This is a genomic window from Candidatus Desulfosporosinus nitrosoreducens, assembly GCF_030954495.1.
Lineage (GTDB): Bacteria > Bacillota > Desulfitobacteriia > Desulfitobacteriales > Desulfitobacteriaceae > Desulfosporosinus > Desulfosporosinus nitrosoreducens.
In genome coordinates this window covers 1-21,938 of sequence record NZ_JAVHUW010000071.1, presented here as the reverse complement: position 1 = coordinate 21,938, position 21,938 = coordinate 1, and the positions used below count along the sequence as shown (strand labels likewise).

27 protein-coding genes are annotated in these 21,938 nt (G+C 43.6%); 25 read left to right on the top strand and 2 right to left on the bottom strand.

What is annotated here, in order from left to right; all coding sequences use genetic code 11:
• Positions 1-42: 42 nt before the first annotated feature.
• Positions 43-450: a type II toxin-antitoxin system HicB family antitoxin gene (locus REC12_RS20125; protein WP_308897576.1), complete on the bottom strand. Its 408-nt coding sequence runs from the start codon at positions 448-450 to the stop codon at positions 43-45.
• 56 nt (positions 451-506) lie between these two features.
• Positions 507-692 (bottom strand): type II toxin-antitoxin system HicA family toxin, encoded by a 186-nt coding sequence (locus REC12_RS20120; RefSeq protein ID WP_308897575.1) that lies wholly within the window; start codon positions 690-692, stop codon positions 507-509.
• Positions 693-1,046: 354 nt separating this feature from the next.
• Between REC12_RS20120 and REC12_RS20115 the strand changes: the two genes are divergently transcribed.
• The 25 genes from REC12_RS20115 to REC12_RS19995 all read left to right on the top strand — a co-directional run.
• The gene (locus tag REC12_RS20115) at positions 1,047-1,724 is read left to right on the top strand and encodes a putative metallopeptidase (RefSeq protein WP_308897574.1); all 678 of its coding nucleotides are present in this window, start codon (positions 1,047-1,049) and stop codon (positions 1,722-1,724) included.
• Positions 1,627-1,959, top strand: a complete 333-nt coding sequence (locus REC12_RS20110) for a phBC6A51 family helix-turn-helix protein (RefSeq protein WP_308897572.1) — start codon at positions 1,627-1,629, stop codon at positions 1,957-1,959. Before REC12_RS20115 ends, REC12_RS20110 begins: the two co-directional genes overlap by 98 nt.
• 137 nt (positions 1,960-2,096) lie before the next feature.
• A complete protein-coding gene (locus tag REC12_RS20105; RefSeq protein ID WP_308897571.1) occupies positions 2,097-2,780 on the top strand; it encodes an HNH endonuclease in 684 nt (227 codons plus the stop codon).
• Between the two features lie 153 nt (positions 2,781-2,933).
• Positions 2,934-3,266 (top strand): hypothetical protein, encoded by a 333-nt coding sequence (locus REC12_RS20100; RefSeq protein WP_308897570.1) that lies wholly within the window; start codon positions 2,934-2,936, stop codon positions 3,264-3,266.
• A 15-nt stretch (positions 3,267-3,281) separates the two neighbouring features.
• Positions 3,282-3,440, top strand: a complete 159-nt coding sequence (locus tag REC12_RS20095) for a hypothetical protein (RefSeq protein ID WP_308897569.1) — start codon at positions 3,282-3,284, stop codon at positions 3,438-3,440.
• A 12-nt stretch (positions 3,441-3,452) separates the two neighbouring features.
• A complete protein-coding gene (locus tag REC12_RS20090; RefSeq protein WP_308897568.1) occupies positions 3,453-5,177 on the top strand; it encodes a terminase large subunit in 1,725 nt (574 codons plus the stop codon).
• Between the two features lie 4 nt (positions 5,178-5,181).
• Positions 5,182-5,358, top strand: coding sequence for a hypothetical protein (locus REC12_RS20085; protein ID WP_308897567.1), 177 nt, complete (start codon positions 5,182-5,184; stop codon positions 5,356-5,358).
• Positions 5,358-6,635, top strand: coding sequence for a phage portal protein (locus REC12_RS20080; RefSeq protein WP_308897566.1), 1,278 nt, complete (start codon positions 5,358-5,360; stop codon positions 6,633-6,635). Before REC12_RS20085 ends, REC12_RS20080 begins: the two co-directional genes overlap by 1 nt.
• Positions 6,619-7,293 (top strand): HK97 family phage prohead protease, encoded by a 675-nt coding sequence (locus tag REC12_RS20075; RefSeq protein ID WP_308897564.1) that lies wholly within the window; start codon positions 6,619-6,621, stop codon positions 7,291-7,293. Before REC12_RS20080 ends, REC12_RS20075 begins: the two co-directional genes overlap by 17 nt.
• Positions 7,294-7,313: 20 nt before the next feature.
• Entirely contained in the window at positions 7,314-8,657 is a 1,344-nt protein-coding gene (locus REC12_RS20070) for a phage major capsid protein (RefSeq protein WP_308897563.1), read from the top strand.
• Positions 8,658-8,721: 64 nt separating this feature from the next.
• The gene (locus REC12_RS20065; protein ID WP_308897562.1) at positions 8,722-9,333 is read left to right on the top strand and encodes a hypothetical protein; all 612 of its coding nucleotides are present in this window, start codon (positions 8,722-8,724) and stop codon (positions 9,331-9,333) included.
• 13 nt (positions 9,334-9,346) lie between these two features.
• Positions 9,347-9,649 (top strand): hypothetical protein, encoded by a 303-nt coding sequence (locus REC12_RS20060; protein WP_308897561.1) that lies wholly within the window; start codon positions 9,347-9,349, stop codon positions 9,647-9,649.
• Complete coding sequence (locus REC12_RS20055) at positions 9,639-9,989, top strand: phage head closure protein (protein WP_308897560.1); 351 nt, start codon at positions 9,639-9,641, stop codon at positions 9,987-9,989. The genes REC12_RS20060 and REC12_RS20055 overlap by 11 nt, the downstream gene beginning before the upstream one ends.
• Positions 9,979-10,410: an HK97-gp10 family putative phage morphogenesis protein gene (locus tag REC12_RS20050; RefSeq protein ID WP_308897558.1), complete on the top strand. Its 432-nt coding sequence runs from the start codon at positions 9,979-9,981 to the stop codon at positions 10,408-10,410. Before REC12_RS20055 ends, REC12_RS20050 begins: the two co-directional genes overlap by 11 nt.
• On the top strand, positions 10,407-10,730 hold the full coding sequence (locus REC12_RS20045; RefSeq protein ID WP_308897557.1) for a hypothetical protein: 324 nt from the start codon (positions 10,407-10,409) through the stop codon (positions 10,728-10,730). The genes REC12_RS20050 and REC12_RS20045 overlap by 4 nt, the downstream gene beginning before the upstream one ends.
• An 18-nt stretch (positions 10,731-10,748) precedes the next feature.
• Complete coding sequence (locus REC12_RS20040; RefSeq protein WP_308897556.1) at positions 10,749-11,660, top strand: major tail protein; 912 nt, start codon at positions 10,749-10,751, stop codon at positions 11,658-11,660.
• A 38-nt stretch (positions 11,661-11,698) separates the two neighbouring features.
• Positions 11,699-11,998: a phage tail assembly chaperone G gene (gene gpG, locus REC12_RS20035; RefSeq protein ID WP_308897555.1), complete on the top strand. Its 300-nt coding sequence runs from the start codon at positions 11,699-11,701 to the stop codon at positions 11,996-11,998.
• A 188-nt stretch (positions 11,999-12,186) separates the two neighbouring features.
• Positions 12,187-15,498, top strand: a complete 3,312-nt coding sequence (locus REC12_RS20030) for a hypothetical protein (protein WP_308897554.1) — start codon at positions 12,187-12,189, stop codon at positions 15,496-15,498.
• Between the two features lie 10 nt (positions 15,499-15,508).
• On the top strand, positions 15,509-16,375 hold the full coding sequence (locus tag REC12_RS20025) for a phage tail family protein (protein ID WP_308897553.1): 867 nt from the start codon (positions 15,509-15,511) through the stop codon (positions 16,373-16,375).
• A gap of 2 nt (positions 16,376-16,377) precedes the next feature.
• Positions 16,378-17,469, top strand: coding sequence for a siphovirus ReqiPepy6 Gp37-like family protein (locus REC12_RS20020; RefSeq protein WP_308897552.1), 1,092 nt, complete (start codon positions 16,378-16,380; stop codon positions 17,467-17,469).
• Positions 17,470-17,475: 6 nt separating this feature from the next.
• Entirely contained in the window at positions 17,476-18,753 is a 1,278-nt protein-coding gene (locus REC12_RS20015; protein ID WP_308897551.1) for a hypothetical protein, read from the top strand.
• A gap of 1 nt (position 18,754) precedes the next feature.
• Positions 18,755-19,033: a hypothetical protein gene (locus REC12_RS20010; protein WP_308897550.1), complete on the top strand. Its 279-nt coding sequence runs from the start codon at positions 18,755-18,757 to the stop codon at positions 19,031-19,033.
• Positions 19,033-20,466, top strand: coding sequence for a right-handed parallel beta-helix repeat-containing protein (locus tag REC12_RS20005; protein WP_308897549.1), 1,434 nt, complete (start codon positions 19,033-19,035; stop codon positions 20,464-20,466). Before REC12_RS20010 ends, REC12_RS20005 begins: the two co-directional genes overlap by 1 nt.
• A 266-nt stretch (positions 20,467-20,732) precedes the next feature.
• A complete protein-coding gene (locus REC12_RS20000; protein WP_308897548.1) occupies positions 20,733-21,140 on the top strand; it encodes a phage holin family protein in 408 nt (135 codons plus the stop codon).
• Positions 21,137-21,938: N-acetylmuramoyl-L-alanine amidase family protein (locus REC12_RS19995; RefSeq protein ID WP_308897547.1), on the top strand; the 802-nt coding region annotated here is incomplete at its 3' end. The genes REC12_RS20000 and REC12_RS19995, both read left to right, overlap by 4 nt.

Below are 21,938 nucleotides of genomic sequence, written 5' to 3'. Positions count from 1 at the left end.
AAATTATTTATATTTACGTTTAATGCAATTCATTATATCTAATTAGTTGTCGGCAATATTAAGTTGGTCTTTTAAAGCATTTTGTAGAACTTGCGAGAAGTTCACATTATTCTCTTCTGCGATAGTATTTAACCATGCCGGGATCGTAAGGGTTTTCTTAACTGCCTTATTTCCGTGCTTTTGTGAATACTCATCCAGGTCAATACCGATAAGGCTAACAAAGCCATTTTCATATTCATCAGGGATAATATTTTTGATATCCGACACTTTGGGTAATTGCTTATTTTCCTCAACTTCATCAAGTAGCCAGCCGGAAGCTGCGTCAATTGCCATTTCCATAGCTTCGGCTAAAGTATCACCTTCAGTTACACAACCTGGTAAGTCAGGGAATACAACCGTAAAACCGCCCTCTTCGGAAGGGTAAAAGCAAGCTGGGTAAATCAATTTCATGTCGTGACCACCTTTCAATATATTATTTATACTGCCAAAGCCCTTGGACAAGGGGGCTATTTAAGCCCCGCTTGCTTTAGGATACTGTTTACTGTTTTGATTTTTAAGTCCTTATTTTCGTGGAATGGTATTGTAACTTTTCCGGGCTTAGATGGATGCTTGTAATGTTTGTGCGAACCTTTGGTATCTTTGTATTTCCATCCATCAGCTTTGACTATGCCTTCAAGTTCCCGGGGTTTCATTCGTTGTCCTCCTTTCTATGAATTAATTATAACACGTATAGCACGTATTGTAAAGCTAAATATAAACTTCCAACAAATAATCTGTATTTTTTCAATAAAAAAAGACCTTCTTTTTGGCCTTCGTTTTTGAGATTTATTATATTTAATTGCTTCATCCTTTTTTTATTTTTTTTGGGGCATTTAGAAATCGCTATAAAGAGGTAAATAATTGCCGTAATCAATGAAGTGATCGCAGTAATTAATACAATTATCTTGTTAAGATCTATCTCATTATAATTCATTTAAAAAATCACCATCCTATTCTCTAATATTTCCAAGAATGATTTAAGTATACCCTAAAAAGCAGGTGGAATCTTGGATGAGCCATTAATATGTAAAAAATGCATCATAAAATGCGGAGATTCTTGCGCAGCCCTCAATGAACTCATGCGGACATATGAGACCCTTAAAACCAAAGAAAGAATTGAAATTATAGGGGATCTCAGAAAAGAATTAGATATCATAGATTGCGAAACCGCCGACGACTTAAAAGAACTCGGCGAAAAAGTAATACAAGCTATGCCAGAGCTAAATATCATTAAGGATTATGGAGTAAGAATCGGTTATGTCCGCAGCTATGAGGCTAAGCGAGATAAGGGTCGGCAAATAAATGCAGATTGCAAGAAGGTAAATGGCACATATACCGCTTACCTTCCTTTTGATTTTATCGTGACCTTTTATGAACCGAATGTTTATTACATGACCGAAAATCAAATAAAGATCTTGATGCTGCATGAATTGCGACATATCGGGATTGGTGAGAGAGGCCTTAGGCTTGAGCCTCATGATGTAGAAGATTTCCAAAATATTCTAAGTAGATTCGGCATTGACTGGAACGAATTTGATCATGAGGTGCCAGACATCCTTGCAGAAGCCGAAGTTAAAGTGGGTGGTGATGGTGGCAGGAAGAAGGGAACAAAAGGAAACAAAATGGAGGCCAAACACAAAGCAGATAGCAATGGCCGATCTCCTTTTGAATCCAGAGGACCGTAGGACAAAGACGGATAAAATGATTGAGGTTGGTGTTTCCAGGAAAACGTTTTATCGCTGGATGAAAGATAGGCGATATGTGGATTATATTAACTCGCAGCTTGACCAATATACTGATGGCGAATTGTCCGAAGTATGGAAGGCTTTAATCAATCAGTGTAAGCGCGGAAATATACAGGCCATCAAGCTGTTTTTTGAGATGAAAGAAATGCACCCAAGCGTAAAAGATAATTGGTAGAAACGAGGTTAAGTATGATATGCAGACATATGGTTGTCTAAATTGTAACCATGAATTCCAAGCCAATCCAAACAAGGCCGATGGAACTCGTTGTCCGAAATGTGATGGAGGACCAATAGTCCCGAAGATATCACAACATGGCTAAGTATAATATTCTCAAGTCGTTCTATGGATCTGAAAAGTGGCAGAACTTTAGGGCAATGATTATTGCGGAACGTGGGCCTGTATGCGAGACATGCGGTAAGGTTATTGCCAATCCCAAAGAATGCGAGATTGACCATTATCCCATTGAGCTTACTCCGGAAAATGTGAACGACGCGAATATCTCCCTGAATCCGGAGAATGTAAAGGTTCGTGATCATGATTGCCACAATAAAAGGCACAATCGCTTTAGCCGCAAATCCGGTCGGAATATTTATATTGTCTATGGTCCACCATTAGCCGGCAAGCATACCTTTGTCCATGAGAACATCCAGCGCGGTGATATCGTGGTTGACATGGACAGTCTTTATTCCGCGGTATCTTTATTGCCAGCATTCGATAAACCCGACAATCTTCTTAACAATGTCCGCGGCATCCATGATCTTCTTTTGGACAACATCAAGACTAGATATGGCAAGTGGAATGATGCCTGGGTGATCGGCGGCTATGCCGATAAGTATAAGCGCGAGAAACTTGCCGATGAGCTGGGGGCAGAGCTTGTCTTTTGCGATGTAAGCAAAGATGAGTGCCTAAATCGCTTAGAGATGGACATTGATCGCAGGTACCGAAAAGATGAATGGCGGAGTTTTATCAAAAAATGGTTTGAACAATACACATAGCCCCCCCATTACTCAAAGTCAGAGTATGTCAAATGACCGATATTACCCCATAGGTTTGATACATGCCATAAATTTTGAAATTCGGCCCAATTATTCGCTATTACCAAAAGATCAAGCGAATATGGAAAAGATTTACTCAAAAAGGTGAAGATAATGCCCCTAAATAAAGAAAATGTTTACAGAAAAGAACTTGCTAAATTAAGCGAGATTTTTAAGGACGTTGAGGAACCGAAGCGGCAGCTGGTGGAAGGATTAATCCAGGATGCTGCCTTTTTGTTAGCCGAAAATACAGCCTTGAAAGAGTTGTTGTCCCAGACCGGCATGGTCAAGATACATCCCAAGAACCCCGAAATGCAAAAGCCGGTCGAAGCATCGAAGCAATATCTTAAGAATGTTAACAGTTATGCCGTGATCATTAAAACATTGAATGGCGTGCTAATGAAGGGCGTCATCGAGGTTGATGACGATTTGGATGAGTTTGAATAAGGAGGTATCTAGGCAATGGATTACAAAGATATTTTGGAAAAACAGATAATATTGCTTGAAGGGGTTCAGGAGGGCTTAAATACACGCGGAGAGCCCCAGGAGGTTCTAATCATTGAAATATCAAGGCAAATACAATCCTTAACCGAAACGTTAATCAATAAGTATTTTCACTAAGATAATAAGGTTATGTTTAATGCCCTGAGCGATACATTTAATGGGGTTCATTCGTGGCTGCTTGAATACATTTGCAAATGCAAAAATGGTGAGATTATTGTCGGTCATGAGCTCATGCAGATGCTCGACATTCTCCTTTCTCACTTTAAGGATGAAAGCATCAAGGTCGATTTCGCGGATGCTCATAAGCGGATCAAATTTATTGAAACCAAATGCAAACACTCTGAGGCTCCTTCCGCTGGCAAGCCGTTCATTCTGGAATTATTCCAAAAGGCCTTTATTGAGGCCTTTTATAGTTTCAAGATTTATGATGACGAGCTAGGGCGATGGGTAAGGAAATATCAGGATTTTCTGCTTGTAATCGGACGCAAAAACGGTAAGACACCCCTTGTCTCGGCTATTGATCTGGCCGAGTTTTTTTGCGGCCCGATGGGCACCAAAATATTGTGCTCAAGCAATGACTACGACCAGGCGGATTTAATGTTCCAGGCCATTGACGCCATGCGAGAACAAAGCCCCTCTTTGAGCAAGGTCACTCGCAAAAATATTAAGGGCATCTTTTTTGGCAATCCTAAAAAACCCAAACATACCGGCAAATTCTCCTATAAAAATAAAGGCTGCATTAAAAAAATATCGGCCAAGACCGGCGCAAAGGAAGGCAAGAACATTGCGGTCGGCTCTGTCGATGAAACGCATGAACTTAAAGATAATAGCTCGATCATGCCTATTCGGCAGGCTCTTTCCACCCAGGATGAGCCGATCTACGGCGAGATGACTACTGAAGGGTTTACCAATGATGGCTACCTTGATCAAAGAATGATCGATGCGAGAAAGGTTTTGAATGGCCAGCTTGAGCGGCCGCGCTGGCTTATTTGGATTTACACGCAGGATAGCGAGGCCGAGATTTGGCAGGATGAAAAGACCTGGGTAAAATCGAACCCGGGGCTGGGCGTCATTAAAAAATGGAGTTACCTCAGGGGTATGGTCGAAGAAGCAAAAACTTCGAAATCAACCCGCGCCTATGTTTTGGCTAAGGACTTTAATATCAAGCAAAATAATGCGGCAGCTTGGCTGACAAAAAATGAGCTGGCTAATGAGGCGACATTTGATCCGGAAATTCTGCGCGGTTGCGTTGGAATTGGAGCCGTGGATCTGGCGGAAACAACCGACTTGGTATCAGCGAGGATGACCGTCATGCGGCCAGGAGACAGAACAAAATATACCATTCAGAAATATTTCATTCCAGAATCAAAACTGGAGAAATCTCCGGACGATGTGGATTATCTGGAATGGGCCAGGCAGGGCCTGATTGAGATCTCCCCGGGCAACGACAATGACTTTAGCTTAATTACTCAGTGGTTTGTGAAAACCGTCAAGCAATATGGTATTCGGCCTTATAAAATAGGCTACGATAATGCTCTGGCCAAATATTGGGTGAAGGACATGGAGACGACGGGCTTTGACATGGAGCGCATCCCACAGAAACGAGAGGTGATGTCTACGCCCATGAAACTGCTCGAAGCGGACTTACAAAGTAAGCTATTTAATTATAACTACAATCCGATTGATAAGTGGTGCCTGGAAAATACGGCCATGGATATCGATAAGCTGGGCCAGATTATGCCGGTCAAAGTTCAGGGCAACCAGATCAAGCGCATTGATGGAACGGTCACCATGATTATCACAAACGCCGTCTTGGTGCAATACCGGTCCGAATACATGAAATTGGTGGGGTGATTATTTGAAACGCCTAATTAACTTTGTGGATGATATTTTCTTCTTTCTGGGCATGATCTTCCTCACCATTGGAGGATTCAAGCTGTATCCTCCGGTAGGATTTTTCGTCTTAGGGGCATGCTGCCTGGCTTATTCCTTTGTCTTTGCCCGGTCGGCCATGACTAAGCGGGGTGGGGGATAATGCTCATCCAAAATCTAATCAACAACAGCAAGCAATCCTCTGGCTTGAAGTCCGCAAGGTTTCTCGACAGCACAACCCCCTTATTCAGCCAATTTGGCAGAAATATCTACGCATCCGATGTTGTGCAAACCTGTATTGACCGGATTGCGACGGAATGCAGCAAGCTGCAGCCCCGCCATATCCGCAAAGACAATGCGGGTAAGATCATCAATCTTTCCGGAGATAACTTGAACCGGATTTTCAAATTTGCCCCTAATGAATTAATGTCAACCCGTGATTTCATTGAGAAAGTTATCTGGCTGCTCTATCTAAACTATAACGCTTTTATTTATCCGACCTATGAGATTTACTATGACGCCAGAGGAAACCAGCAGACCAACTATACAGGCTTCTATCCCTTAAATCCAACGCAGGTAGAGTTCCTACAGGATCAAGCTAATAAATTGTTTGCGCGCATGACCTTCGGTTCCGGCCAGCAATACACGCTCGCCTATTCCGACCTTATCCACCTGCGCAAGAAATTTAGTGTGAATGATGTCATGGGGGGCGGACTGAACGGTCAGCCGGATAATTCAGCCCTCCTGAAGACGTTGGAAATTAACGACACCATGCTCCAGGGGATTGGCAAAGCGATTAAGGCCAGCTTCTCCATTCGCGGGATTATAAAAATTGCTACCCTTATGGATGATGATAAGCAGAAAGCAGAACGGGCAGCGTTTGAGCAAAAGATGGCCGACAATGAGTCGGGAATTTTACCCGTTGATCTCAAAGGCGATTTCACGCCGATTACCATCGACCCCAAGTTGATTGACAGTACGACCCTGGAATTCGTTGAGAAGAAGATTTTGCGCTGGTATGGGGTATCGCTGCCCATCCTCAACAATGATTTTTCCGACGATCAATACCAGGCATTTTATAACTCGACTTTAGAGCCCATCGTGATTGGCCTGGGGCAGTCTTTTTCGGGCTGCCTGTTTACACCTACAGAGCAAAGCTATAATAATGAGATTGTTTTTTACAACCGGCGCCTTGAGCTGATGGATGTTAAAAACAAGTTGGCGATTTTGGACGGCTTAGGCAATAGGGGAGCGCTGACCAACAATGAACTGCTGGCCTTGTTTGGCATCGAACCTTATGAGGGAGGCGACAGACGCTTTGTCAGCCTGAATTATATTGATGCCGACATAGCCAATGAATATCAGCTGGCCCGGGCGGGAATCGACTCGCAGACGCCAAACGGAACAGGAGGTAATAACGGAAATGGGCAAAAAAAATAAATTTACCGGTAAGCATATTGAAGAGCGTGCCTTCGCTATGCCGGACCTGACAACTGCCGAAGAAGGAAATGTTATCCAAGGTCACGCTGCTGTTTTTGGCCAAACCACAAATATGTATGGTTGCTGGAATGAAACAATTGCCCGCGGGTCTTTTGATAATACCGATTTTACCGATGTGCTCTTTAGTATCAATCATGATCTTTCCAAGATTCCTCTGGCCAGGAGTCGAAACAACAATGCCAATTCTACCCTGCAACTGCAGGTAGATGACCAAGGCCTAAGCACCAGGGCGGCGCTTGATACCGAAAATAATAGTGAGGCTAAAGCCCTGCATAGTGCGGTAGAACGTGGAGACATCAATGGGATGTCTTTTATTTTTTCCGTTCGAAATGATGAATGGACGGGTTTGGATACCGATATGCCATCACGAACCATCACAGATATCGCCAAAGTCTATGAAGTCTCTGCCGTATCGTTCCCGGCCTACACCGGAACTGATATATCCGCCCGTGACGCAACGGCACTGGAGAGTGCTAAAAAGGTATTGGAGAATGCCCGCGCCAAAGAACTGGAGAGTTCGGCAAGCGGAAAAACAACCGAGGAGAGAAGTGACCTTGAGCTGGAACGCTTCAAGGCCGAATTGCTCCTGAAGCTTTAAATTGAGAGGGGAAAACAGGAATGAATAAGAAACAGTTACTCGAACTTATCGCCAGAAAAGAAGCCAGGAAGACCGAAATTGGGAATCTGATCAAAGAAGCCAAAACGGTCGAAGAACTCCGGTCGCTGCAAACGGAACTCAATCAACTTAATGACGACATCGTAAATTTTCGGTCTATCGCAGACATTTTTCCGGATGATTCCAACTCCGAGCCCACTGATCCGGCCGCAAGAGGAGCGGGTCCCGGCAAAACCGACCCGACAGATCCGACGAAGTCTCCGGCAAGAGAACCGGAAGCAAGGGGGGCAAATCCTCAAGGCCTACTTAATCCCTTGGGCACTTATAGCATGGGAGGAGATCCAACCAAACAAAACGAAGAACGCGAAGCCCAAAGGCAAAAGATGGAACAGCGTGGCGCCAATTTAAAAGCCGGTAAAGCCGTGACCTTTGGCTTGAGCGAAATACCTCTCGTCCGTTCCATTACGATCGATACGGTAGGATTAGTTATTCCCGATCAATATAGCAACAATCTCAATCCGACATTTAACGAAGTTTCTTCTATTGTTGATCTCGTCAACGCAATAACTATGCCGAACGGCGAAACCTATACTCAAGGATTTGAAAAACCATCCTCTGATTCAGGAGATTATACGGCTGACGGCTCGGATTATCACGATGCTGATCCTGTCTATGACTATGTAACGATTGCCAAGACCTCGGTGACTGCTTACACTGAAATATCCAAGCAGGCCAGTAAGCTGCCAAACGTAAACTATCAAGCAAGATGTTCGACAAGTGTGCGCAAATCGCTCCGTAAGAAATTAGCCCGTGAAATAATGATTGGTGACGGTGGAGCTGGTCATTTTACCGGAATATTTAACGCTCCAGCTAATGTGATTCCAGCAAGTAGTGATCTCGCAATTGCGGAAATCGATGCTGATACTCTAGATAATATTGTGTTTAAGTTTGGCGGCGACGAGGATGTTGAAGATCCGGCATATCTGATTCTAAATAAGCTCGATCTCGCTGCCTTTGCGGCTATTCGTTCAGCAGATGGCAAAAAGTTATATAAGATCGTTACCAAAGGCAATACCGGTACTATTTCAAGCGATGATAGCTTTAGCGTAAACTATATTCTTAACAGCGTTTGCCCGGCCCTGTCGGCCACAGCCACTACATCGGAAACTTATTGCATGGCTTATGGTATCCTCCAAAACTATGAAATGCCGATATTCTCCGATATCGACATCCAGATGTCCACTGACTATAAATTTAAACAGGGGATGACGGCTTATGCCGGAGAGGTTTATGCAGGCGGCAACGTTGCGGCCTATAAAGGCTTCATTCGCATCAAAAAGGAATAAATAGCGAGCATAGGGCGGGGCCTTTAACCTTGCCCTATTGTTTATATTGTTAGGAGGCTGAATAATGGAACTTTATCCATATAACCCCAAGGATCAAAGACTTAAGTCTGATGTAAAAGGACTCGGCATCGGTCGCGCTTTTTTGGCTCATTTTCAGGTTGCTGCAGCGTTGGCGACGGCAGCCAACATAACCGGGATTCATGCGCCAGTCGCTTGCAGCGCAACTCAGACGACCGTCGTGAATATCGCAATCACTAATCCATCTGTACCGCGTAATATTACCGCGACTGCAGGCGGGACAGCGGCAGATATTAAGGCCGTTCAGGTGACAATCACAGGTACAAATTATGCCGATGAAGTTATCAGCGAAACGCTCCCGGCCTTTACCATTGATACGGCGGGGACTGTAGCCGGAAATAAAGCTTTTAGGACTGTGACAAATGTCTCTATTCCGGCAATGGACGGGGCTGGAGCAACGGTCTCCATCGGTTTTGGAGAAAAGCTTGGCTTACCTTTTAAGATTGCCCACAATACTGTTTTGACGGCATATTTGGATAATGTAAAAGAGGCAACGGCTCCTGCGGTCACGACCAGCACCGTGGACATCGATGAAAATACCATTGACCTGAACTCTCCTCTCAACAGCAAGCTTGTCGATGCCTATTTATTGATCTAGTGAGGTGATATCAATGAGCATACTCACCCTGCAGGAAGCGGCTAATATGCTCCGTTTGCCTGCCGATCCAAGCGATTACCCACAATTAGACATCCTCCTGCCCTTTGTGGATGACTTTATTAGAACGTCAACTGGACATGATTGGGCGTCAGATGACGCGATTGATCCAACTGCCAAAATGCTTGCCTCAGCTTTAATTTCCCGTTGGTTTGATGATCCGGGACAGATGGGTAGTATTTCCGACAATGATTTGGGCGTGAAAAGCCTTATTGGCCAGCTCCACGGCAAAGCGCTGGTGATGATTGATGGCTGTTAAAGCGGGGGAATTAAGGCATTGCATAACCATTCAATACAACGCTGCATTAGGGCAAACCGATGAAAACAGTTTTTCGGCGGAAGATTGGCGGCCTCTTTGTTCAAAATCTCTTTACGCTAAGAAAGATGGACTGAAAGGGCGTTTGTTTTACCAAGCGGCTGCCGCGCAAGCTGAAGATGATATCATGTTTACGATACGGTATCTCGAAGGCATAAAGGCTGGCATGCGGGTGATTGAAGGATCGGAAACATTCGAAGTCAAGGTTTCCCCGATAGATGTTGACGGACTAAGGCAATGGCTTGAAGTCCACACAAGGCAGGTGCTACAGAATGGCGGCTGAGATTGAACTTCGTGGAATGGATGATTTACTTGCAAGGATTGAAGCAATGGGCCGTCAGGGATCATCGATCGGAAATGCTGCCTTAAAAGCAGCTGCACAGCCAGTACAACAAGATGCCAGTGCCCGGGCGCCGCGAAGTTCAAGCCCGCGTTTGCCCGGGGGAAAAAGCCAGCAATGGAGGACAGGTCAACATCTTGCAGACAATATACGCATCTCGGGCGTCAAGACGAAAGACGGCATAAAATACGTCCTGGTTGGCATCGAAAAAACGGATAACTCTCCATATTTCTACGGAAAATTTCTTGAGTGGGGCACATCAAAGCTGGCGGCCCGTCCTTTCTTGGGCCCAGCCTATGAGCGCAACAAAGAGCAGGTCGTTGAAATTATAAAACAGCAACTCAGGGAGGCGTTAGGGTTATGAATTATAAAAAGCTTATTAAGGATGCTTTAACGCCTCTCGGTATACCTGTTGAATTCCAAAAATACAGCGGAACCTCAAGCGTCTATATCACATTTTTTTGTTATAACGAGCAAGGAGAGGCTTGGGCTGAGAACGATGAAATAGCCACTGGCTATTATGTCCAGGTGGATATTTGGTCGAAGTCTGACTACTCCACGCTTGAGGAGCAAGTATTAGGCGCTATGCAAGACGCTGGATTTTATCGAAAAACCTCTCAAGACTTTTACGAAGAAGATACAAAAATCTATCACAAGGCCATGCGCTTTGTCTACGTAGTCTAAAACGAAAGGAATGATACCATGCCAGTATGCGGTATTGAAAAGCTTTATGTGGCCAAGCAACTGAATGATACATCAGCGGGTATGACGTTTGACACGCCACAGTATTACAAGAATGTTCAGGAACTTGATATTAAACCTAAGATTAATACAGACAAAGCCTACGGCGAAAACCGCCTGATTGACCAGGCGGTTGCCTTTGACAGCGCAGATATCTCCTTAAATCTTTACGATTTAACGAGCGCCCAGCGAGGATATCTCCTTGGGCAAACAACGCCGACAGGCGGGGGAACCATAGCGGCATCCGGAGATACCCCGCCATTTATTGCAGTTTTGTATAAAGCCCCTTTAAGAGGTGGGGATTATCGTTATGGGGTGATCTACAAAACATTATTCCAGCCCCCTGACGATACCATGAAGGGCCTAGAGGGTAAGCCTGACTTGTCGCAAGTTCCAAAATTAACAGGCACGGCGCAGCCGACTGAATGGGGATTTGTGGACGGCAATAAAACGAAGCATCCCTGGGAGTACCACATTGATACGACAGACCCGAATTGCCCCGCTGATATTGACTCTACTTGGTTTAATGCCGTAACAGTACCCGGGGCAGATGCAACACCACCAACAGTAACGGTAACCCCTGCTAATGCAGAAACCGGAATAGCCGCAACATCCAATATAGTTTGGACTTTTAACGAAGCCATCGACTCAACCAAAGTAAATGCTGCCAATTTCTTCTTGATGAAGGGCGATGGGACTCTTGTTCCCGGTTTGCTGGTGATTGATGGCACGAATAAGATTGTTACCCTTAATCCAACGTCCAATCTATTGGCATCGACGGCTTATATTGCAGTTTGTACTGCGAACGTGACGGATGTTGCGGGCAATCCCTTGTCGAATATGAGTATAACTAACTTCACAACAGCAGCATAACGAGGCCTTCGGGCCTCTTTAATAGGAGGGAGACTACAATGGAAATCGCTTTAAACGGTAAAATATTTATAGCTCCAGCGCCTAAAGCCAGGATGGTGCGCAAGGCTATCGAGATGACTGAACAGACCAATTTCAACGCTATGAAATCAACAGATCTTGATGGCTTAGTTGGCTATGTCGCGGATCTCTTCGGAGGACAGTTTACAATTGATGACGTTTATGATGGCTTGGACGCTGATAGATTACTACCAACCTTAATGGACTGTATCAATACCGTAGTCGGGACCATGGGGGCAAAGGTGGAGCGGATCTCAAAAAACGGTCAAGCGGGGATGTAGGCAACGAAACTATATCCCTGTCTGACTTCATGAAAGAAATCTATCTCGCGTTATTCCGAGAGGGGTGGACCCTTTTGGGTATTGATGAGATGGATTTCTTTTATTATTTGGACCTATTAATTTACAAATCAAACAAAAAAGATCCGGTAATTACGATTGACCAAGTGTTCTAAAGGCAGGTGAAACCATTGGCTGATCAAGAAGTTGGAAGTTTAGCGGTAAAAATAAGTATGGATTCGACTGGATTCCAGAACGGGGTTAGTGGCATTAATCAACAATTAAAAGTTGTACAGTCCGAATTTAAAGCCGCCAGCGCCGAACTGGGCGGCTTTGGCAATAGTTCTGATCAGCTCAGCCTTAAATCAGAAAGCCTAAATCAGCAGATTGAATTGCAGAAGCAGAAAGTTCAGGCCCTCGAACAAGCATTCCAGACCTCAGCGGATAAGAAGGGCCTTGACTCAAAGGCGACGCAGGACCTACAGATCAAGCTGAACAATGCCAAAGCGGCCTTAGCCAATATGGAAACTGAGCTAGATAGTACGAATCAACTGTTAAGTGAGCAGACCCAGAAACAGAGTCTGCTTAGTCAAGCAGCAGAAAAAACAGGTATAAATCTCGGGAGCCTAAAAACTGCATTTGGGACGGTCGGCCTTGCAGCTGGGGCATACCTAGTGAGTGCGGTAGGATCTGCGGAAAAAGCCCAAGCAAGCACCGAACGATTAACTAATTTACTTGAAAATCAGGGCGAATCTGCTACAGAAGCAAGTCAAAATATTAAGGGTTTTACCTCAGCAATTACAAATATGTCTACTTTTTCAGGCGGAGAGGCCAAGGAGGCCCTGCAAGTACTAACCGAAAAGGGCATAAGCGTAGGTAATGCGCTAAAAATGACAGGAACCCTTGCCGATGTGGCTGCCGGTCAAAATATATCATTAAGCGCAGCGGCAGATATGGTCGCAAATGCTTATAACGGTAAAACTAAAGCATTAACAGCATTAGGAATCTTGAGTAAGGAAGAAGTTAAACAATTAGGGGACTCAGAGGACGCAACAATATCAATGGCCGATGTTCAGCAGCGCTTAAATGATCGCTTCGGAGGATCAGCCCAAGCTCAATTAGGTACTTATAGCGGACAAATAAAGATGATGGAAAATCAAATGAGTTCGGCCAAAACAGCAATAGGTACTGCATTATTACCGATATTAGCCGATCTAGCTAAATCAATCGCCGATATCATTGTGCCAATGGCTAATTTTGTCAAAGAAAATCCTGGCTTTATGGCTGCAATATTGGGAATAACAGCCGCACTCGGAACTTTAATTGGAGGAGCAAGTGCTTTTAATACCTTAAAATTAGCATTTGCTCCTTTAATGCCAGTTATAAGCGGCCTTGGGATTTCTCTTGGCAGTTTAGTCGCGCCGGTGCTTGCCGTTGTGGCAGGGATTACCTTACTCAGTACGGCTTATCATACGAATTTTCTGGGCATGAAAACAGCGGTAGACGAATTCATAAACAGTAGTTTAAAAATACTTACACAAGCCTTCAACGACGTAAAGGATTGGGTTATCGCTAATTGGCCCTTGATAAAAGCAACTATATTAGATGTATTTCAACGCATCATGGATGCTTACAATACTTACGTTAAACCTGTAGTTGATTTTATTATCCAAGAATTTAGGGTAGTAGTGGACTGGGTTATCGCTAATTGGCCTTTGATTAAAGACACCATAGTTATCGTATTTAGTACTATCGTAGCTGTTGTTACCGCGCCGCTTCGAGCCGTTTGGGATATTATAAGTTCTATAGTATCTGCTATAGTTGATTTTTGGAAAGCTCACTGGGATGTTATTAAAGTAGTTTTATTGACTATTTGGGATATTATTAAAACCGAGATAGATACCGCTATTCACGTTATCTTAGACATCATAACTGCGGTCATGGATATCATTAACGGTCACTGGGGAGACGCTTGGAACAAAATCGTTGATGCTTTTAAAACAATTCTTAACGGTATGTTGCATATACTAAGCGATATTTTTTCTGGTCTGTTAAGCGCTCTTATGGATGTTTGCGCCTCTATCGGCGATTTCTTTAAAAATTTCTGGGAAGGAATTAAAACTTTTTTCTCGGATTTATGGACAGACATTAAGACCTCTTTATCTAATGCTTTAACGGACATTCAAACGTTTTTCATTGATATTTGGACAGATATCGGAACTTTCTTTACGGATACTTGGAATGGAATTAAAACTTTTATATCCGATACTTGGCAGGGTATAAAAGATCTGTTTACCTCGGCCATAGACTTTATTTTGGATTTTGTAAATACCAACTTCGCTCAGCAAAAAGCAGACATACAAGAAATATTCAAGAGTATCCAATATATATTCCAAGATGTGTGGGATGCTATCAAAAATATTTTCTTGGGTGCCCTTTTGCTAATCATTGACCTAGTTACGGGTAATTTTACACAGCTTAAACAAGACGCTAATAACATATTCAACAACCTCAAGAATGATTTCTCAAATATTTGGGAAAACATCAAAGCTATTTTTCAAAATGCTGTGGATGCTATCAAAGCTACATTGTTATTAATTTGGAATTCAATAGTGATAGACGCCAAAAACCTATGGAACGATTTTAAGAACTTCTTGTCTAACCTCTGGAACGATATCAAAAATGCAGCCTCTACTGCTTGGACAGATTTAAAGACTGCTGTGTCAAGCATAGCCAACGATCTAGTTACGGGTGCCAAGAATCTTTGGAATGACTTTAAATTATTCCTCGCTACTTTATGGGATGACCTTAAGACTGGTGCTTCCGATGCTTGGACAGATTTAAAAACAATAGTAATTGATTTATGTAATGATCTAGTCACTGGAGCAAAAGATCTCTGGAACGGGCTTATGACGTGGTTCGAAGAGTTACCGGGCAGGTTACAAACTATAGGCTCAGATATGTTTACGTCCATGAAAAGTGGAGTATCTTCTACCATAACTACCGTTAAAGACGCTATTGTTAACGGCATAACCGAAGCCATAGATTGGATCAAGGCACTTCCTGGCCAAGCCCTGCAGTGGGGCTCAGATTTTGTTACAGGTTTTAAAAATGGGATCATGAATGCTATGACTAATTTGCTCATAACCGTTGAAAATATGGCAGCACAAATCAGAAGTTATCTGCATTTTAGCCGTCCCGATCAAGGTCCTCTTGCAGATTATGAAACATGGATGCCGGACTTTATGTCTGGACTCGCTTCAGGAATTGAAGCCAATAAATACAAGGTCACAAATGCTATAAAAGGACTTTCCATGGATATGAATATTGGGGTTAATTCTGGCCAAGCGCAGTATAGTCAATCCGTAAACTCTCAAGGCCAGATCATTTCAGGGAAGCCGGATATTAATGTTGTCCAGCATATCTATACACCAGTTCCCAAACCCTCTGAGATTGCTCGGCAGACTAAAAACGGATTACGTCTATTAGCTCTAGGCTTGTAGGGAGGGCAAAATGCAGCAAATTGTTTATACGAATTCTTCCGGCGAGAGCGTGACATTGATGCCTTCACGCCCGCTAATCCTGCAAAGCATCGAGGGAACGGGAAGCGTAAAGAATAACATTCATACTTCAAAAAGCCCCGATCAAGATGGAAATACGGTAATAGGCAAAGACCTTGATTCCCGGGAATTGGTTATTAATGGTTCGATTGGGGCCAATACCGACACAGATATCATGAATTACAGGCGCCAACTTGTGAAAGCCTTCAACCCCAAAGAAAAAGGAGTGCTCACATATTCCTACGATGGAGGCGAAAAAGCCATTAACTGTGAGGTCGAGGATGCCCCGGTGTTTCCTAAACGGGATGGTTTCTATCAAACGTTTTCCATCACACTTCTTTGTCCCAATCCATTCTGGCAGGATTTAGAGCTCCTAAAAGCTGAAATTGCCGCTTGGATTGGTGATTTCAGCTTTCCTTTGGAAATAACCGAAATAGGAATTGAAATGGGGCACAGGGAACCTAGCCTAATCGTAAATACGCTAAATAGCGGGGATGTCGAATGTGGCATGAGGGTGGAATTTAAGGCTCTAGCTACCCTTACAAACCCTTCTATCTTAAATGTTAATACTCAGGAATTCATAAAAATCAATAAAACCATGGTTGCCGGAGAAGTCCTTACAATTACAACCCATTTTGGCGCAAAGAGAGTTGAAAGCGTGTTAAATGGCGTTACAACCAATGCCTTTAACTACATTGACCTTGACAGCACATTCTTACAATTGGATGTCGGGGATAACCTCTTCCGGTATGATGCCGACATAAACTTAGACAATCTCGAAGTCTCTATCTATTACACGCCGCAGTATCTGGGGGTGTGAGGATGGAGCTTTATATTTTTAACCGGAATTTAGAATTTATCGGCTTATTGGACGCTTTTACCTCGCTTCAGTGGACACGACGGTATGCCAAAGCTGGAGATTTTGAGCTGCATTGCGCCTTAACTCGGGATGCACTTTCTTTGTTGACAAGAGAGAATATCCTTTGGAAGAAGGGCGATCCTGAAGCCGGTTACATCGAATACAGAAACCTGGACCAAGATGCTGATGGAAATGAAACCTTGGTCATAAAAGGTAAATTTCTAAGTGCATATCTTAACCGGAGGATTATTTGGGGCCAAGAAGTGTTACAAGATACTGCCGAGAATGCCATGAGAACGCTTGTGACGAAGAATGCCATTACACCGACAGATAGTAGTAGAATCATACCCAATCTCATTTTGGGGGGCGTACAAGGCTATCCTCAAGCCGTTAATTACCAAACGAGTTATTCGAATTTGGAAGATGAAATTGAAAACCTATGCAGTTTATCTGAGCTTGGCTATCGAGTCCGCTTTGACATAGCCAATAAAAAGCTTGTCTTTAATGTTTATCAAGGCTTTGATCGCTCTGTCAATCAAAGTGTAAATCCGAGATGTATTTTCGCGAAAGAGTTTGAAAACATCCTGAAGCAAAGCTACACCGATAGTCTTAACAATTACCGGAATACAGTTCTAGTCGGCGGAATGGGCGAGGATGTAAATAGAAAGCTCGTTTCAATCGGGACGGCTTCCGACCTTGACAGATTTGAAATGTTTGACGATGCTAAGGACCTTACAAATGTGGTCAACAATGTGACCCTATCTGATGCGGACTATACCAATACCCTGATTGATAGAGGGAATTCCAAGCTTGCTGATACTCAGGAAGTTCAAACTTTCGACAGCACGATCAACCTTGATTCCAACTTGACCTACAAAACGGACTTTGACCTTGGGGACATTGTTACCTGCGTATCGAAGAAATGGGGGATAACGATAGACGCCCGAATAACTGAGGTCCAAGAAGTCTATGAGGAGGCCGGTTTAAGTATCAGTGTTACCTTTGGTAACAACGTTCCAACGCTCCTGGATAAAATCAAGCAGAAAATGAGGTGATAACTTTTGGCTGAGAAATCAAGTTTTTTTAATTCCGTGAATGGAGATAGAAAATACCAGGCTTCAGATTTTGCGGAATTCTTCAATTCCCTTGTGACGAATGGCATATTCCCCAATCCTTCTACAAACCTTCAGGTTCTGGCTAACAACGATATGACGGTTACGGTTAAAGCGGGTCCGGCATGGATTAAAGGATATCATTACCTCAATGACTCCGACTTAGTTCTCACTATTGACGTGGCTGACGGAGTTCTCAACCGGATAGACAGAATTGCGTTAAGAATGGATACCGTAGGGCGGGCAATAAATGCTGTCGTGAAAAAAGGGACCTTTGCGAGTTCTCCGGTAGCTCCGGCTTTGCAGAGAGATGCCGATGCCTATGAGCTTGGAATCGCAGATATTTACGTCGGTAAAGGAGTAATCAGCATCGTGCAGGCCAACATTACCGACCTGAGGATGAATACAACTTATTGTGGTTGGGTAAACAGTTTGATACAGGCGGATACGACGGCGATCTTTAACCAGTATCAAAATTGGCTGAATGCTAAAATAGCTGCCTATGATACAGACTTTACAAATTGGACAAACGCTGAAAAATCTGATTATGACACTTGGACAGCAGATAAGAAAGCGGCGTATGATACCTGGTATGCCGCCGCAACGAATGCGGCGGAAGCAGATGTTGCAGCCTTTGAAGCTCAGTTTCAAGCGGATTTTAATGCCTGGTTTAATACCATTCAGGGTCAATTGAGTGGAGATGTTGCCGCGAATTTGGCAAATCAAATAAATAGCCTGGCGGGAACTGGGCGAACAACCGAAACTGTTAAAGCCAATGCTGATGCTATAACCAATTTAGCGGGAACGGGGCGCACTACTCAAACAGTAAAAGGCAACGCGGATGCAATAGCCGCAACTAACACAGCTTTTGCTACGCATCAAGCTGACTATGTACGTCAACCCGGTTATGCACCAAACACGGGCGCGGCTAATCACATAGTAATGACCTTAAGCCCTGCGCCTACAAGTTATGTAGACGGCATGGGGGTTACCATTAAGCCATCTAATGCCAGCACAGCAGCAACAGACATAAATGTTAATGGATTAGGAGTTAAAAATATTGTGGATTCCTTTGGTAATCCAGTGACAAATTTTAAAGCAAATACGATTTACAGCCTAAAGTATGAGGCCATTTCCGGAAATTTTATTGTACAGGGTAATGGGGGTGGTAGTATCGCGGAGGATTTCGAATACGGACTAAATCCAGTAACAGGAGGCTTGTATTGATATGACGAAGCAAGATTGGCTAGATAACAAACAAAGCTGCATAAGTAACGCAGCTCAGGTGATTAACTATAACGCTAGATTGCAGGATGCTAATGGAGTTCAATTCGTGCCTTCCAATACGCAATACATTCCTCCTGCACCATCAGCTTACATCTATGTAATTGAGTACGAAGTTGTTGGCGGCACAGCAGACTGGAGAGTTAATTCTACGTCGGAATACCTTTTATCCGGCGAGACAAGAATCTATCAGACAGACTGTACTGATGAGGTGAGCCAATAATGGCGATTTATTATGTGAGGCCGGACGGGTCAAATACCAATACCGGGACTGGATATTTAGCTGCACAGGCTTGGGCCACGATAAGCAAAGCCGCCTCAGTTATGGTTGCCGGTGATACTTGTTATATTGCGCCGGGTACGTACCGGGAGACTGTGACCGTAGCGAATAGTGGTTCGAGTGGGTCCTACATCACCTTTTGGGGAGATAGGAAATGTCAATATTTTTTAGATATGTCTCCGGGTGATGTAATTATTAGTGGATTGAATGCTGAGACTGATACAGTAATTACGAGGGGTCAGGCGATAAATGCGTCATCCAAAAACTATATAAACTTGACGAATATAGACATAGAAAATCAAAAAGATGGTAATTATGTTATCCAATTGGGTTCAAATTGTAATATTTCTAATTGCAATTTAATCAAGGGTATTTCTGCTACCAGCGGCGGAGCAATATATATACTTGCTAATTGCTCCGTAATGAATTCAAAAATCTGCTCGTTAGGTTATATTTTCTATTTTTCCGGATTAGGTAATATTGTAACAAATTGCATTCTAAAATCCAAAGGGTCAAGCGCTTTGTTTTCTGCACCTACTACTAGTAGTATAGAATTTGACCATTGCATAATTGATTCTTCCTATACATCTTCATCAGCAGGCATAGCATTAAAACTTTATGGTTGCATATGGAATTTGAATCCTGGTTATGCAGGTTCTGTCGGATGTTCCCTATACTCTAATTCGGCTAGTTTTACAATAGACTCTAGAGGCACTATTTTTATAGGGAACAGTAGTGCTATCAACTTAAGTTGTACCACTAGTTTCCTCGGCACTTTGGTTAAGGATATTTATAATTTTTCCGCTGGAATGGCAGCAGTCAATGCCACTTTTTCTTACTCTCAGTTTGAAAATTGTCAAAACCCGTTTTATTCCACCGTATCAGGAATGACACTGTCTAACTGCTATTTTAAAAATAATGATCTTCCAATAGCTGGTGGAGGTGGGGGAAGCACAGCAGTAAACTGTAGGTTTTATGGGAATGCACAAGTGCCTGGCGGGATTATTTTAACGTCCCCAGTCTATGGCGAAACCGACGTAGTGGCCGGTATAGCGACAAGTAATGTCAACCCCATAAGTGGCTCCAAATCCCTCAAAATAGCTGGTTACGATTACGGTGCTGTATTCGTCCAATGGATTAAGTGCAAGGCAGGAGTACCTAAAACAGTCACATTCAAGAAAAGGCAAAACACCGCAACTGCCGGGAGCTACGTGAGGTTTGGGGACCAAGTGGTCAACTTCACTAATGACATTAATATTGACACGGTAAGCATAACCTACACCCACCATAAAACAGAGCTAGTACCGATGTTTATCTGCTCACGTGTAAATTCAAGCGGCGGTGATTTCGTCCAATATGACGATATCGTTGCGTAGTAGTCAACATTAAAGGGCAAAGCAAGGACTAACGATAGTCTTTTTTTCTTTGCCCTTAAACAAAAAAATGAACCCCAGTTTTACTGAGGCTTTTTCAGAATTTCTATAAATTTACTGGCAGCGGCTGCAATTATTAAAGACCCAAGCACTATATACCACCAGGGAGCGTGTACCAGTTCCATCTGTTTTCGCCTCCTTAATAAAGCCATTATAACATATCTATATGATCGGTAAACGATGGATTATACAAGGAAGGATGTGAAAATGTGAATATAAAAGAATTTAGTCTTAGCGCAGTCATTGCAGCAATGGGGACAATCATCAGCGCGATGCTGGGGGGGTGGGATGCTGCGCTGAAGGTCTTGGTCGGCCTTATGATCATAGACTATCTAACGGGCTTCCTGGGGGCATTTAAGCGACACGAAATAAACAGTGAGATTATGTATTGGGGCGGAATACGCAAGATAATAGTTCTTGTGATTGTCGCTATATCAGTTTTACTAGATTCTATGGTTGGTAACCAGAACCCAGTTTTTCGCACACTGACAATCTATTTTTATGTATCCAGGGAAGGGGTATCGGTGACCGAGAACTTGGGGATTCTGGGCGTGCCTTTGCCGCCGAGCATAACCCAGGCACTTACTCAATTGCAGGAGAAAGGAGATTCCAAATGAAACTATGCTTAGATCCAGGCCACGGTGGATATGATCCCGGGGCCTGCGGCAACGGCCTACGGGAAAAAGATATTACACTAGATATCTGCCTCAGGCTCAAACCGTTGCTTGAATTTAACGGCGTATCCGTATGCCTGACTCGTGATGGGGACTATGCTCCTGGACATTTAGAGAATCAGTTGAACGCTGAATTAAACTATCGCTCGGCGATTTCCAATAATTTTGGCGCCGACCTCTTTGTCTCGGTTCATGTGAATTCCGGAGGCGGGACCGGCCAAGAGATCCTTGTGGCTGGGATGGGCGGAAAAGCTGAAGCTGCAGCCGGGAAATGTCTTTATTACATCCAGCAAGTAAGCAGGTGGCCCAACAGGGGAGTAAAGGCTCAAAACGTGTCGGTGCTTGGAAGTAAGACGAATGCGCCGGCATACCTCACGGAAAATGGATTTATTGATTCGGTGACAGATACGGCGAAGCTTAAGGATCCGAATTTCCGCCAGAGCCTGGCGGTTGCCCATGCCAAAGGAATCTGTGACTATTTTGGAGTTCAATATCGAGAAGGAGGAACGGATATGTTAGAAGTTGCTGTTTTACTTTACACCAAAGAGGATTATTGGGCCGGTACCGATGTGTCCGCCAAAAACGGCAATTGCGCCTTGTTCATCCGGCCGGACGATCATTCTGTACCCAAGGATGCTATGAGCGCCAAAACTTTATATATCGTAGGTGGAGGCAGTGTAGGCCATTCCAATGAAGTGTTGCTTTCAGGAAATAGCAAATATGATACGGCCGCAGCAGTGG

Coding starts and splice junctions, on each gene's coding strand:
- REC12_RS20080 (WP_308897566.1), top strand. CDS start 5,358: ATGCTCATCCAAAATCTAATCAACAACAGCAAGCAATCCTCTGGCTTG.
- REC12_RS20095 (WP_308897569.1), top strand. CDS start 3,282: ATGGATTACAAAGATATTTTGGAAAAACAGATAATATTGCTTGAAGGG.
- REC12_RS20065 (WP_308897562.1), top strand. CDS start 8,722: ATGGAACTTTATCCATATAACCCCAAGGATCAAAGACTTAAGTCTGAT.
- REC12_RS20120 (WP_308897575.1), bottom strand. CDS start 692: ATGAAACCCCGGGAACTTGAAGGCATAGTCAAAGCTGATGGATGGAAA.
- REC12_RS20055 (WP_308897560.1), top strand. CDS start 9,639: ATGGCTGTTAAAGCGGGGGAATTAAGGCATTGCATAACCATTCAATAC.
- REC12_RS20005 (WP_308897549.1), top strand. CDS start 19,033: ATGGCGATTTATTATGTGAGGCCGGACGGGTCAAATACCAATACCGGG.
- REC12_RS20070 (WP_308897563.1), top strand. CDS start 7,314: ATGAATAAGAAACAGTTACTCGAACTTATCGCCAGAAAAGAAGCCAGG.
- REC12_RS20020 (WP_308897552.1), top strand. CDS start 16,378: ATGGAGCTTTATATTTTTAACCGGAATTTAGAATTTATCGGCTTATTG.
- REC12_RS20045 (WP_308897557.1), top strand. CDS start 10,407: ATGAATTATAAAAAGCTTATTAAGGATGCTTTAACGCCTCTCGGTATA.
- REC12_RS20025 (WP_308897553.1), top strand. CDS start 15,509: ATGCAGCAAATTGTTTATACGAATTCTTCCGGCGAGAGCGTGACATTG.
- REC12_RS20125 (WP_308897576.1), bottom strand. CDS start 450: ATGAAATTGATTTACCCAGCTTGCTTTTACCCTTCCGAAGAGGGCGGT.
- REC12_RS20110 (WP_308897572.1), top strand. CDS start 1,627: ATGGTGGCAGGAAGAAGGGAACAAAAGGAAACAAAATGGAGGCCAAAC.
- REC12_RS20075 (WP_308897564.1), top strand. CDS start 6,619: ATGGGCAAAAAAAATAAATTTACCGGTAAGCATATTGAAGAGCGTGCC.
- gpG (WP_308897555.1), top strand. CDS start 11,699: ATGGAAATCGCTTTAAACGGTAAAATATTTATAGCTCCAGCGCCTAAA.
- REC12_RS20040 (WP_308897556.1), top strand. CDS start 10,749: ATGCCAGTATGCGGTATTGAAAAGCTTTATGTGGCCAAGCAACTGAAT.
- REC12_RS20090 (WP_308897568.1), top strand. CDS start 3,453: ATGTTTAATGCCCTGAGCGATACATTTAATGGGGTTCATTCGTGGCTG.
- REC12_RS20010 (WP_308897550.1), top strand. CDS start 18,755: ATGACGAAGCAAGATTGGCTAGATAACAAACAAAGCTGCATAAGTAAC.
- REC12_RS20105 (WP_308897571.1), top strand. CDS start 2,097: ATGGCTAAGTATAATATTCTCAAGTCGTTCTATGGATCTGAAAAGTGG.
- REC12_RS20050 (WP_308897558.1), top strand. CDS start 9,979: ATGGCGGCTGAGATTGAACTTCGTGGAATGGATGATTTACTTGCAAGG.
- REC12_RS20060 (WP_308897561.1), top strand. CDS start 9,347: ATGAGCATACTCACCCTGCAGGAAGCGGCTAATATGCTCCGTTTGCCT.
- REC12_RS20100 (WP_308897570.1), top strand. CDS start 2,934: ATGCCCCTAAATAAAGAAAATGTTTACAGAAAAGAACTTGCTAAATTA.